At 70.3% G+C, this 12,460-nt stretch carries 12 protein-coding genes; 5 read left to right on the top strand and 7 right to left on the bottom strand.

What is annotated here, in order from left to right:
• The first annotated feature begins 60 nt into the window (after window positions 1-60).
• Both YWW_RS0107355 and YWW_RS0107350 read left to right on the top strand, forming a co-directional pair.
• Window positions 61-1,770 (top strand): BCCT family transporter, encoded by a 1,710-nt coding sequence (locus YWW_RS0107355; RefSeq protein WP_026929621.1) that lies wholly within the window; start codon window positions 61-63, stop codon window positions 1,768-1,770.
• 72 nt (window positions 1,771-1,842) lie between these two features.
• On the top strand, window positions 1,843-2,805 hold the full coding sequence (locus YWW_RS0107350) for a quinone oxidoreductase family protein (protein WP_026929620.1): 963 nt from the start codon (window positions 1,843-1,845) through the stop codon (window positions 2,803-2,805).
• Here YWW_RS0107350 and YWW_RS0107345 read toward each other — a convergent pair.
• The 3 genes from YWW_RS0107345 to hisF all read right to left on the bottom strand — a co-directional run bounded on the left by YWW_RS0107345 (window position 2,802) and on the right by hisF (window position 7,341).
• Window positions 2,802-4,601 (bottom strand): ABC transporter ATP-binding protein, encoded by a 1,800-nt coding sequence (locus YWW_RS0107345; protein ID WP_026929837.1) that lies wholly within the window; start codon window positions 4,599-4,601, stop codon window positions 2,802-2,804. The genes YWW_RS0107350 and YWW_RS0107345 overlap by 4 nt on opposite strands.
• Window positions 4,598-6,424, bottom strand: a complete 1,827-nt coding sequence (locus YWW_RS28865; RefSeq protein ID WP_211228471.1) for an ABC transporter ATP-binding protein — start codon at window positions 6,422-6,424, stop codon at window positions 4,598-4,600. The genes YWW_RS0107345 and YWW_RS28865 overlap by 4 nt, the downstream gene beginning before the upstream one ends.
• A 152-nt stretch (window positions 6,425-6,576) precedes the next feature.
• Complete coding sequence (gene hisF, locus YWW_RS0107335) at window positions 6,577-7,341, bottom strand: imidazole glycerol phosphate synthase subunit HisF (RefSeq protein ID WP_026929619.1); 765 nt, start codon at window positions 7,339-7,341, stop codon at window positions 6,577-6,579.
• An 82-nt stretch (window positions 7,342-7,423) separates the two neighbouring features.
• Between hisF and YWW_RS0107330 the strand changes: the two genes are divergently transcribed.
• The 3 genes from YWW_RS0107330 to YWW_RS0107320 are packed head-to-tail and all read left to right on the top strand — an operon-like array spanning window position 7,424 to window position 8,676.
• Window positions 7,424-7,660, top strand: coding sequence for a hypothetical protein (locus YWW_RS0107330; protein WP_155830001.1), 237 nt, complete (start codon window positions 7,424-7,426; stop codon window positions 7,658-7,660).
• Window positions 7,660-7,941, top strand: coding sequence for a hypothetical protein (locus YWW_RS0107325; protein WP_026929617.1), 282 nt, complete (start codon window positions 7,660-7,662; stop codon window positions 7,939-7,941). Before YWW_RS0107330 ends, YWW_RS0107325 begins: the two co-directional genes overlap by 1 nt.
• A gap of 21 nt (window positions 7,942-7,962) precedes the next feature.
• Window positions 7,963-8,676: a TetR/AcrR family transcriptional regulator gene (locus tag YWW_RS0107320; protein WP_026929616.1), complete on the top strand. Its 714-nt coding sequence runs from the start codon at window positions 7,963-7,965 to the stop codon at window positions 8,674-8,676.
• Window positions 8,677-8,765: 89 nt separating this feature from the next.
• On the opposite strand, the gene YWW_RS0107315 is transcribed toward YWW_RS0107320, so the two are convergent.
• From YWW_RS0107315 to YWW_RS0107300, 4 genes are all read right to left on the bottom strand, one after another.
• Complete coding sequence (locus YWW_RS0107315) at window positions 8,766-9,176, bottom strand: SCO5389 family protein (RefSeq protein WP_026929615.1); 411 nt, start codon at window positions 9,174-9,176, stop codon at window positions 8,766-8,768.
• A 167-nt stretch (window positions 9,177-9,343) separates the two neighbouring features.
• Window positions 9,344-10,312: an ATP-binding protein gene (locus YWW_RS0107310; RefSeq protein ID WP_026929614.1), complete on the bottom strand. Its 969-nt coding sequence runs from the start codon at window positions 10,310-10,312 to the stop codon at window positions 9,344-9,346.
• A 148-nt stretch (window positions 10,313-10,460) separates the two neighbouring features.
• On the bottom strand, window positions 10,461-11,432 hold the full coding sequence (locus YWW_RS0107305) for a TAXI family TRAP transporter solute-binding subunit (RefSeq protein WP_051325490.1): 972 nt from the start codon (window positions 11,430-11,432) through the stop codon (window positions 10,461-10,463).
• A gap of 118 nt (window positions 11,433-11,550) precedes the next feature.
• Window positions 11,551-12,444: an amino acid ABC transporter permease gene (locus YWW_RS0107300; RefSeq protein WP_026929612.1), complete on the bottom strand. Its 894-nt coding sequence runs from the start codon at window positions 12,442-12,444 to the stop codon at window positions 11,551-11,553.
• Window positions 12,445-12,460 lie beyond the last annotated feature (16 nt).

Here is a 12,460-nt window from a genome sequence, read left to right as displayed (position 1 = left end):
ATGACCGAGCCCGAGCCGCCTCAGGGCGGCGCGACCGAGGAGGCGGAGGAAGGCTCGGCCATGCCGGGCGCGAGCGAGGCCGAGATCGAGTCGCAGCAGGCGACGCGCCCGATCGACAAGGTCGTCTTCGGCGTCAGCGCCGTGGTCATCCTGGCCGTCATCGCCGTCGGCGCGCTGTTCCCCGAGCGCTTCGAGGTCGCCTCCACGGCGGCGCTGAACTGGGTGATCGACAATTTCGGGTGGCTGTTCGTCATCGCCGGGAACGTCTTCTTGGTCCTCGCGGTCTACATCGCCGTCAGCCGCTTCGGCAACATCCGGCTCGGCGAGGCCGACGAGGAGCCGGAGTTCAAGACCCTGCCGTGGATCGCGATGATGTTCGCCGCCGGCATGGGCATCGGGCTCATGTTCTTCGGCGTGGCCGAGCCGCTGACCCACTACCTGACGGTGCCGCCGCCGCTGGAGCTCGACTCCGAGTCGCCCTTCTTCGAGGACGACCGGCAGAGGGGCGCGCTGCTGTACAGCTACTTCCACTGGGTGCTGCATCCGTGGGCGATCTACGCGGTGGCGGGGCTGGCGCTGGCCTACTCGACCTTCCGCAAGCGGCGCGGCAACAACCTCAGTGAGGCCTTCGTGCCGCTGACGGAGGGGAAGCGATGGGGACCGGCCGTGGGCAGGGCGATCGACCTGCTGGGCATATTCGCGACCGTGTTCGGGACCGCGGCGAGCCTCGGGCTCGGGGCCCTGCAGGTGGCGGTCGGGCTCGACATCGTCGCGGGAGTGCCCGGTTCGCGGCAGTTGGAGCTGATCGTCATCGGGGCGCTGACCGCGGCGTTCGTCCTCTCGGCGTTCTCCGGCGTCCACCGGGGCGTCAAATGGCTGTCGACGACGAACGTGCTGCTGGCGGCGGCGATCATGGTGTTCGTGTTCTTCGCCGGGCCGACGCTGTTCCTCCTCGACGCCTGGCCGGCCTCGGTGGGGACGTACCTGTCCGATCTGGTGCGGCTCTCGAGCGTGACCGGGGCCTTCGCCGACGAGGACTGGATGGCGACGTGGACGATCTTCTACTGGGCCTGGTGGCTGTCGTGGGCGCCGTTCGTGGGGACGTTCATCGCCCGCATCTCGCGCGGCCGCTCGGTCCGCCAGTTCCTCGTCGGGGTGCTGCTGGTGCCGTCGACGGCCTCCACGGTGTGGTTCGCCGTCATGGGCGGCACGGCGATCTGGAACCAGGCGAACACCGACGCCGATTACAGCGGAGCCCTGGCCGAGGGCGAGGAGTACGCGATGTTCGCGCTGCTGGAGTCGCTGCCGCTCTACGCCCTGGTCTCGGGGGTGTCGATGCTGCTGGTGGCGAACTACTTCGTCACCAGTGCCGACTCCGCCTCGCTCGTGCTCGGCTCGCTGTCGAGCTCGGGGTCGCTGGCGCCGAAGAAGCCGCTGGTCGTGTTCTGGGGCGCGACGATCGGCGGCGTCGCGGCGGTGCTGCTGCTGAGCGGTGGTCTGGAGGGGCTCAAGAACGCCACGATCATCGTGGCACTGCCGTTCGTGTTCGTGATGCTGCTGCTGTGCGTCTCGCTGATGAAGGAGCTCAACGAGGACCCGGGGGCGAGCCGGCTGCGCCAGCAGCTGCGGCACAAGGGTTTCCGTGAGGCCATCCGGAAGGTCGTCGGCGAGGAGGTCAGCGCGCAGAGCAGCGAGTCGGGCAACCGCTGGTCCCGGGCCAGGCTGCGCTTCGGCCCCGCTTCGAGGCGTCGGCCGAACCAGGAGGAATAGGCCACCGCTCGCCGAGCCGGACAGGGCGGCGCTGCTAGGTTGTGGGGTGACACCGCGGCGGAAGGAGTCCTGATGAAGGCGATCGTGGTCGAGCAGACCGGCGGCCCGGGCGTGATGCGGCTGCTCGAGGGCGAGGACCCGGGGCCGCGCCCCGGGCAGGTCGCCGTCCGGGTGGCGGCCGCGGGTGTGAACTTCATCGACACGTACCACCGCTCGGGCGCCTACCAGGTGCCGCTGCCGTTCACGCCCGGCATGGAGGGCGGCGGGACGGTGGTGGCCGTGGGCGAGGGCGTGACCGAGTTCAAGCCGGGCGACGAGGTCGCCTGGGCGCAGGTGCCGGGCTCCTATGCGGACATCGTCGTGGGCAGGGAGACCGACTTCGTGCCGGTGCCCTCGCGGGTCTCGCCGGCGACGGCCGCGGCCGCGATGCTCCAGGGGCTGACGGCGCAGTACCTGTGCAACACGGTGTATCCGGTGCGGGAGGGCGACACGGTGATCGTCCACGCCGCCGCGGGCGGTGTGGGGCTGCTGCTGACGCAGATCGTGAAGTACAAGGGCGGCAAGGTCATCGGGACGGTCTCCACGGACGCGAAGGCCGAGCTGGCGCGCTCGAACGGCTGCGACCACGTCCTGTTCTACGAGGGCTTCGGGGCCAAGGCCCGCGAGATCACCGGCGGCGAGGGCGTGGCGGCGGTCTTCGACGGCGTCGGGAAGGACACCTTCGAGGAGAGCCTGTCGACGCTGCGGCGCCGGGGCACGATGGCGCTGTTCGGCCAGTCGAGCGGCGCGGTGTCGAAGTTCGACCCGCAGGTGCTCAACGCGAAGGGCTCGCTGATCCTGACCAGGCCGACGCTGGCCGACTTCATGGCGACCAGGGAGGAGTACCTGGAGCGGGCCGCCGACGTCTTCCAGATGATCGAGGACGACAACCTGCTGATCCGCGTGGGCGAGAGCTTCCGCCTGGACGAGGCTCCCGAGGCCCACCAGGCCCTGGAGAGCCGCAAGTCCACGGGGAAGCTGCTGCTGATCCCCTAGCTTGAGCGGGTCTGCTCGATCCAGGAGCCGTGGAGTCCGGCGTAGACCGAGCCCTCCTCGGCCGCCAGTTCGGCGTGAGGACCGTGCTGGACCAGGTTCCCGGCGTCGAAGACCAGCACCTCGTCGGAGGTCTCGGCCGTCGACAGGCGGTGCGCGATGATCACCGTGGTCCGCCCGCGCGTGACCGCGTCGAGCGCCGAGGACAGCCGCAGCTCCGTGGCCGGGTCGACCGCGCTGGTCGCCTCGTCGAGGACCAGCAGGTCCGGATCGGCCACGTAGGCGCGCACGAGCGAGACGAGCTGGCGCTCGCCGACGCTCAGGTTCGCGCCGCCCTCGCCGAGCTCGGTGTCGAGGCCGTTCGGGAGCGCGTCGACCCAGTCGGCCAGGCCGAGCTCGGAGAACGCCACATAGATCTCGGCCTCGCCGATCTCGGGCCTGGCGAAGCGGATGTTGTGGGCGAGCGTCCCGTTGAACAGGAAGCCCTCCTGCGGCACCATCGTCACGCGGGAGCGCAGCGAGGCGAACCTGATCTCGCGCAGCGGCGTGCCGCCGAGCAGCACCCGGCCCGCAGTCGGGTCCATCAGGCGTGTCAGGAGCTTCGCGAAGGTCGTCTTGCCCGAACCGGTCTCGCCGACCACGGCCACCTTGGTGTGCGCGCGGATCTCGACGTCGATGCCGTGCAGCACCTCCTCGCCGCCGGGGTAGGCGAAGCGGACCTCTTCGAAGCGGACGCCGAGCGGGCCCTCGGGCAGGTCCGAGCCGTCGACCGGGTCGGCCACGTCCGGCTCGGTGTCGAGCACGTCGAGCACCCGGCGCCAGCCCGAGACCGCGTTCTGGGCCTCGTTGAGCATCTCGGTGGCGGTCACGACCGGCTGGATGAACAGCGTCACCAGGAACAGGAACGCCGTCAGCTGCCCGACCGTCATATCGCCGCCCGCCACGAGGTAGGCGCCCAGGACCACCACGACCGCGTACACACCGAAGTGGACGATCTCGCCGGCGCCGAAGGAGAACGCCGAGCGCCTGATCGCCTTGGCCTGATTGTGGCGGTGGTCCTCGATGGCGGTGTCGAGCCGCTGCGAGGTCCGCGCCCCGACCCCGTAGGAGCGCACCACGCCCGCGCCGACGACCGACTCCGAGACGGCCGAGAGCATCATCGCGACCGACTTGCGCACGTTCGAGTAGGCGTTCGCCAGGTGCTTCTGGAGCCACTTGATCAGCAGGCTGACCGGCACGAACACGACCCACACCGCGAGCGCCAGCTGCCAGGAGTAGACGATCATGACCGCGGTCGCCACCACGATCTGGGCCAGCGAGGTGATGATCTGCATGCCGCCCTGCTGGAGGAACTGGCTGACCGTGTCGATGTCGGTGGTCACCCGGGCGGTCAGGGAGCCGCGGCGCTCCGACTGCTGGTGCAGCATCGACAGGTCGTGGATGTGGCGGAAGGTGCGCCTGCGCAGGTTCGCCAGCGCCGTCTCGGTGACGATGAACAGCCGCTTGTTCATCAGGTAGTTGGAGGCGGTCGTGACCGCCAGGACCCCGATGCCGATCGCGGTGACGCCGAGGACGTACCGCACGTCCGGGCCGCCGGCCCCGAACAGCCCGTTGTCGAGGACCTTCTGGGCCGAGACGGGCACGACCAGGCGGCCGATCGAGGTGATCGCGGCGAGGACGAGGGTGAACGCCAGGCCGCTCCGCAGCTCCGGCGAGAGCCGCAGGCCGCGGCCGAGGGTCTCGAAGGGGCCGGGCTCGTTCCGCTCCTGCTCGCGTTCGGTGGCGTTGTCGGTGCTCACGCGGCGGTCTCCTCGTCGAATTCGCGTTCGGCCTCGGCCCGCTCGTAGGCGGTGACGAGTTCGGCGTACGGCCGGTGGGTCTCGAGCAGTTCGGCATGGGTGCCGCGCGCGGTGATGCGCCCGCCTTCGAGGAAGACGACCTCGTCGGCCAGCGCGATGGTGGCGCGGCGGTAGGCGACGACGAGGACTCCGGCGGCGTCGGCGGAGTCCTTGAGCCCGGCCAGGATCTCCGATTCGACCTTGGGGTCGACGGCGCTGGTGGCGTCGTCGAGGACGAGCAGGCGGGGCTGCCCGGCCAGGGCGCGGGCGAGGGTGAGGCGCTGGCGCTGCCCGCCGGAGAGGCTGGTGCCGCGCTCGCCGAGCTCGGTGTCGAGTCCGGCTTCGAGGTCGCCGACGAACTTGTCGGCTCCGGCGGCGGCGAGGGCCTGCCAGATGCGGGTGTCGTCGATGCCCTCGCGGTCGAGCGCGAGGTTGGCGCGGACGGTGTCGTCGAAGACGAACGGGATCTGCTGGACGAGGGCGCAGGTGGCCGCGAGGCTGCGGTGGGTGAGTTCACGCAGGTCGACGCCGTCGAAGCGGACCGCGCCTCTGGTGGGGTCGGTGAGCCGGGCGGCCAGGTGGGCGAGGGTGGACTTGCCCGAGCCGGTGGCGCCGACGAGCGCGACGGTGGTGCCCGGCTCGACGGTGAAGGAGACATCGGTCAGCGCCTCGGTGCCGTCGGCGTAGGAGTAGGCCACCGAGTCGAACTCGAGGCGGGCGGGGCCGGTGCCGTCGAGTTCGCGGTCGCCGTAGGCCATGTCGCCGGTGGCGGCCAGGACGCCGTCGACGCGGCGGCGGCCGACCACGGAGGTGGGGAGGTCGCCGAGGACCCAGCCGATGGCCCGGATCGGGAAGGCCAGGATGGAGAACATGAACGAGACGGTGACGAGCTCGCCGAGGCCGATGGCGCCGGCCTCGTAGCGGGTGAGGCCGACCAGGAGCGCCAGGAGCGTGCCGATCTCGGGCAGGCCCTGGATGAGCGGCTCGAAGGCGGCCCTGAGGCGGCCGACGCCGATCATGGCGTCGCGCAGTTCGCCCGCGGTGCCGGCGAAGCGCTCGGTCTCGGCGGCCTCGCGGCCCATGGCCTTGACGACCAGGGCGCCGTCGAAGGACTCGTGGCCGTCGGCGGAGACGGCCGCGCGCAGTTCCTGGGCCCGCTTGGCGCGCGGCGCCATCTTGGAGGCGAAGACCGCGTTGAGGGTGAACAGGGCCGGGAACATGCCGAGGGCGACCAGGGCGATGGCCCAGTCGATGGTGAAGAACACGACCATCGAGAGGACGAGCATGAACAGGGTGCCGCAGGCGAACGGCAGGGGCGCGAGCGGCCGGGTGGCGGCCTCGACGTCGGCGTTGGCGTTCGACAGGAGCGTCCCGGTGGGGTGCTTCTGGTGCCAGGAGACCGGGAGGGCCAGGTAGCGGCGGGTGACCTGGCGGCGCCAGTGGGCCTGGACCTGGAACATCTGCGTGCCCGAGCCGATGCGGCGGGCGCACATGCTGGAGAAGCGCAGGATCGACATCCCGAGCAGGGCGCCGACGCCGATCGCGACCGAGCCGGTGCCGACCTCGCCGTTCTCGAAGGCGGGGACGGCGACCTGCGAGACGACCCAGCCGATGATGAAGGCGACCGACATCTGCATGGCGGTGTTGACCATGGCACCGACGACGGCGATGCTGAATCGCTTCGGCTCGATCCTGATCATGTCGCGGATGTTGCGCAGCCCGGCACGGAGAATGCCGGGCTCGGGCCCGGCATCAGGCAGCGGTGGCGCGGCGGCGTGGGTCATGGGCTCTCCGGTGGTGGGTGTCGGGGCGCACTTGCCGTACGGCAGGCAAGGAACCGCCTGCAATCATGCCTCGCTCGTGTGACGGTTGCCAAACCGCTTTCGCGGCCCGCGGGACGGCAGTGGACCGTTTTCCGGACGCGGCGCCGCCGCGATCAGCGCACTGAGTGGCCGGCGTCGGCGAGTTCGCGCTTGACTTCGCCGATCGCGACGTCGCCGAAGTGGAAGATCGAGGCGGCGAGCACGGCGTCGGCCCCGGCGGCGACGGCGGGCGGGAAGTCGGCGGCCTTGCCGGCGCCGCCGGAGGCGATGACGGGGATGTCGACCGCGGCGCGGACGGCGGCGATGAGCGGCAGGTCGAATCCGGCCTTGGAGCCGTCGGCGTCGATCGAGTTGAGGAGGATCTCGCCGGCGCCGAGCTCGGCGGCGCGGGCGCACCATTCGACGGCGTCGAGGCCGGTGGGGCGCTTCTGGCCGCCGTGGGTGGTGACCTCCCAGCCCGAGTCGGTGTCGCGGCCGGAGGCGACGTCGGCGGAGAGGACGAGGACCTGGTTGCCGAAGCGGTCGGCGATCTCGGAGATGACCTCGGGGCGGGCGATGGCGGCGGTGTTGACGCCGACCTTGTCGGCCCCGGCCCGCAGGAGGCGGTCGACGTCGTCGGGGGTGCGGACGCCGCCGCCGACGGTGAGGGGGATGAAGACCTGCTCGGCGGTGCGGGCGACGACGTCGTACATGGTGGCGCGGCCGTCGGAGGAGGCGGAGACGTCGAGGAAGGTCAGCTCGTCGGCGCCGGCCGCGTCGTAGGCGGCGGCGAGCTCGACGGGGTCGCCCGCGTCGCGCAGGTTCTCGAACTTCACGCCCTTGACGACGCGCCCGGCGTCGACGTCGAGGCAGGGGATCACGCGCACAGCGACAGTCACGCGAAAAAGCCTACATGGTGCGGCGTGTCGGTCCGCATTCGATTCGAGATCGGACCTTACGATTCCTGTTATGGTTGCACTCATGAAAACAATCACGGTGAACATCTCAGACCACGCCTACAAGCAGCTCAAAGATGCCGCCGCACGCGAGAAGACGACGCTCGCGAACTTCGCCCGGCCCGCGATCGAGAAGGCGGCGTACGCCGCGAGCCTCGCCAAGTACGCTCCAGCGGACGGCGGCCCGTATCAGTACGACGAGGAGGCCATCGCCGAGATCGACGCCGAAATCACCCAGGGCATCTACGGAGACAACGCCTGATGCGCCCTGGCGAAATCCGCGTCCGACTCGATACCAAGACCCCCCGGACCGTTGTCGTGCTCTCTTCCGAGACCTTCAACCTGATGACCAAGCGCGTGCTCGTCGCCCCGCTCATGGCTACCGACCAGGTTCTAGCCGGCGTTCCCGCAGAAGGTGGCTTCATCGGCTTCCAAATGATTCACTCGGTCCTCGTCTCGGCGCTGAGCGAGCCGCGCGGACATGTCGGAGACGAAGCCGTCGACGAAGCCCACTCGCTCGTCGCCGGGGCCATGACCCGCTAGAGGCGCAGTAGTATCGCCTCCGTGAGCAGAGCGGCTTCCAGTGGCGGGTCCGCTCGTCCCTCCTCGAAGGGCGAGCGGACCCGCCAGCGAATCATCGACGTCGCGCTCGACATGTTCGCCGAGCGCGGTTACGACGGCACGACCATGCGCGCCATAGCCGCCGAAGCCGGTGTGTCGGTGGGGAACGCCTACTACTACTTCAAGTCCAAAGAGCACCTGATCCAGGGCTTCTACGAGCAGGCCACCATGCGGCACGCCGAGATCACGCCGACGGTGCTGGAGGGCAAGGAGACCCTCGCCGAGCGCATCGAGGCGGCCCTGCTGGCCTGGCTGGAGATCGCCGGGCCGTACCACGACTTCGCCGGGCAGTTCTTCCGCAACGCGGCCGATCCGAGCAGCCCGCTGAGCCCGTTCTCCGAGGAGTCCGCCGAGAGCCGCGAGCGGGACATCGCGCTCTACCGCGAGGTGCTGGAGGGCTCGAAGACGCGCGTCCCGAAGGACATGGCCGACATCCTGCCCGAGATGCTGTGGCTGCACCAGATGGTGGTGGTCCTGTACTGGGTCTACGATTCCTCGCCGGGCCAGGAGAAGTCGCGGGAGCTGGCGCGCCGGACGGCGCCGATGGTGGCCAGAGTGGTGGCGCTCTCGCGGCTGAAGATCCTGCGGCCGTTGGTGAGGCAAGGCGAGGAGCTCGTCAGGGACTTCCTGATCACCAGGCGGCCGGACCGCGCTTGACGCACGCGGCTCGGCCGGGCCAGCGGGAAGGCGGACCGGTGAGGCCGAGGACATTGCCTCCCTCCGCCCCACCGGCGTTCAGGACGTCCTCAGCAGTCGCGCAGTTCCGGCGACTGGTTGAGCAGTTGCCCGCGCGGGGAGATGAACTTGCGGTACGTGTCGGAGTCGACCTCCGAGAGCGGGAAGGCGGCCACGCGGTGGCAGTTCTGGAACGCCAGCTTCACGCCGAAGTGGCGCTCCAGCGCTCCGCGCATCGAGTCCGAGGCGAGCGCGCGCAGCAGCTGGCCGCGCGCCTGCTCGTCCGGCGGCGGCGTGGTGTTGTCAGCGAACCGGGTAGAGCCGGTCGACGCCGCCACGCCGCCTTTCAGGTCCGACACCACCTCGTTGACGAGTTCCCAGGCGTAGGGCAGCGAGTGCTTCACGCAGTCGATGAATTCGGCGTCGCTGACCTCCCCGGCCTCGGCCTTGGCGAGCAGGTCCTCTGAGACGTCAAGGGACATGCGGTTCTCCTCTCGGTTCGAAATCCGGTTCATTGTGCGGGGAATCGTGACTCTCCGCTGTCGGGTAATCGACGTATTCAGGTTTCATGCGCATTCCGTCTAGACAGGACATGTGCGGAAGCGGCGGTGCGGGTGCCGTGTCCGCCCGCCGCTCGGACGGGTCCGGCCTAGACCGGCTGGGTGTCCAGGAGGTGCTCGCCGAGGACGAAGTCGGGGACGATCTGCGCGGCCAGATCGATGCCGGTCCGGTCGTTGCCCCAGGCCTCGGCGGCGCGGCGGTGGAACTCGTGGGCCTGGCGGGTGAACTTCGCCCAGTCCTTGCCGGCCGCCGCGGCCCGTTCGCGGGCGGCGTCGAGCACGGCCAGGTTGGGCGCCTCCAGCTCCGAGATCGGTCCGACGCTGCCGCGCTCGGCGGCCTTGACGTACCGCGAGCGCGAGCACCATCCGATGAGGGCCTCGCCGACGTGCTCGCGCAGGAAGTCGACGTCCTCCTCGTCGTCGATCTTGTTGCCGATCACGGCGATGTCGACGTCGTAGTCGGCCGCGTATCCGGCGTACTGCCGGTAGACGCCGACGCTGCGCAGGGTCGGCTCGCAGACGAGGAACGTGTGGTCGAAGCGCGTGAACATGCCCGAGGCGAAGGCCTCGGCTCCGGCGACCATGTCGACGACGACGAACTCGCCGGCCACGTCGATCATGTGGTTGAGCATGAGCTCGACCGCTCCGACCTTGGAGTGGTAGCAGGCCACGCCGAGGTCGTCGTCGACGAAGCCGCCGGTGGCCGCGAAGCGGATGCCCTCGACGTCGCAGAAGATCTCGTCGTAGATCGGGTTCGACTCCCCCACCGTCAGAAGGCGCGAGCCCGGACCGGGAGGGGTGGTCTTGAGCATCAGCTCGCTCGACGGGATCAGCGGGTTGGTCCCCCGCAGGTACTCCTTGATGCCGCCGAGCCGCTCGCCGAGGACCGGGCCCATCGCGGCCGCCTCGGGGTCGAGGCCGAGGGCGGCGGCGAGGTGCTGGTTGATGTCCGCGTCGATGGCCATCACGGTGTGGCCGAGCGAGGCGGCGCGGCGCGCGAACAGCGACGCCATGGTGGTCTTGCCCGAACCGCCCTTGCCGACGAAGGCGAGTTTCATAGTCGAGATGTCCCCTACTTGATGATAATGATTACTGATTTCAAGTAGAGCTTAGCAGTGGCCCAATGTGATTGCGCCTCATACGGAAGGAACGAGCGGAGCGGGGCGCAGGCCGGCCCGGCCTGCGGGAACGGCGAGCCGTCCCCGCTCAGCCGCCGTGCTCGGCGAAGTACCGCTCGGCACCCGGATGGAGGCCGACGCCCGCGCTCCCTTCGGTGGCCGTCGTGGCGGTGATCGAGGCGGCGGCGGCGTTCTCGATGTCGCCGGTGTGCTCGTAGAGGGCCTTCACCAGTGCGTAGACCTGGTCCTCGTCGAGTTCGGCGGGGGCGTAGAGCGCGGCCCAGCTCCGCACGGTGGCGGTGGGCCCGTCGACCCCGTCGTAGGCGCCCGCGGGGATCACGGCCTCGGCGAGCGTCGGGTCGTCGGCGATGAGGCGGGCGCGCACGTCGTCGGGGACGGGCACCATCGTCAGGCCGCTCGAGGCGGCCGCCTCGCCGAGCGCGACGTCGGGCACGGCCAGGACGCCGATGGCCGCGTCGACCTCGCCGGAGGTGAGCGCGAGGGCGGCGGTGCCGAAGTCGTCCTCGACGGTCTCGCCGGGGACGACCCCGGCGGCCTCCAGGACCGCCTCGGCCGTCGCCTGGGTGGCCGAGCCCGGCGGGCCGACCGCGACGCGCCTGCCCGCGAGGTCGTCGAGCGTCGCGATCCCCGAACCGGGGGCGGCCGCGATCTGGACGACCTCGGGGTACAGGTTCCCCAGCAGCGCGAGCTCGACCGGTTCGCCTTCGAACTCGTCCTCCCCCGCCGCGGCCGCGGCGGCGGTGCCGTTGACGGCCATCGCGAGGTTCGCCTCGCCGTCGGCGAGCATCCGGAGGTTCTCCGCCGAGCCGCCGGTGGCGAGCGTGGTGACGCTCGGCTCGCCGACCTCCTCGTTCCACATCTGGGCCATCGCGCCGCCGAGCGGGTAGTAGGTGCCGCCGACCGGGCCGGTCCCCATGATGAACGCCTCCAGGGGGCCGTAGTCCTCCGCCGGGTCGTCCTCGACGCCCGCGCCGCACCCGGCGGCCAGGAGGGCGAGCGTGCACAGCGGCGCGAGGAGTCGGACGGGCAATCCGGGCATAGCGGTCCTCCGTTCGTGGTGCGTACCACTCTACGACCGCCTCCGGCGCCCCCTTGACGCGACGGCGGCCGCCCGGTGTCCCCCGGGCGGCCGCCGTCGCGTGTCGACTCCGGTGCCGCTACTCGGTGGCGACGTTCTCGACTTGGCGGACGGCCTTCGCCGAGGACGCGGTCTTGCGGCTCATCCGCCGCTCCACGACCTTCACGAGCTTGGACAGGGCGTAGGCGAGCACGAAGTAGATGAACGCGGCGATGACGAGCGCCTGGAGGAAGGAGTTGCCGTAGTCGAGGCCGATGAGGTAGCCCGAGTGCAGCAGCTCCGGGTAGGTGATGACGTAGCCGAGCGAGGTGTCCTTCAGGAGGATGACCAGCTGGGCCAGCACCGCGGGGAGCATGTTCCGCGTGGCCTGCGGGAGCACGATCAGGCGCATGACCTGGCCGTGGCGCAGGCCCACGGCGTAACCGGCCATCGCCTGGCCGGGCGGCAGCGCGTTGAAGCCGCTGCGCAGGATCTCGGCGAGGATCGCGCCGTTGTAGATCGCCAGGCCGAGCACCAGGAAGGTCAGGCGGCGCATGTCGTTGGACCACCCGAGCACGTCGGTGGTGAAGCCGAAGTGGCCGTCGATGGTGAAGGAGATCCAGATGAGCAGCACCAGCGGCATCGCGCGGAAGAACTGGACGTACGTCGCCGCGACGCCGCGGGTGCCCGCGAACCGCGAGACGCGCCCGAAGCCGACGATGACGCCGATGAGCAGCGCGCCGATCGAGCCGAGCACGAAGGCGAGCAGGGTGTCCAGGATCGACGGGATCCATGTGGTCTCGATGATGAGGGTGTCCAGCGGGTTGGCCCAGCGGGACGCCTCGAAGAAGCCTTCGGCCGCGAGCCTGTAGGCCGCGATGCCCAGCAGCCCCAGGATGACCACGCCCGAGATGATCGAGGTGATGTTCGCGCGCTTGCGGCCCTCGGGGCCGAGCGCGTCGAACAGGACGGTGCTCTGTTGTTGCCGTGTCATGTGCCCTTCCCTCTGC

This window comes from Glycomyces tenuis DSM 44171 (genome assembly GCF_000427885.1).
GTDB lineage: Bacteria > Actinomycetota > Actinomycetes > Mycobacteriales > Micromonosporaceae > Glycomyces > Glycomyces tenuis.
The sequence above is the reverse complement of the archived record's forward strand: the minus strand, read 5'-3'. Positions and strand labels throughout refer to the sequence as shown.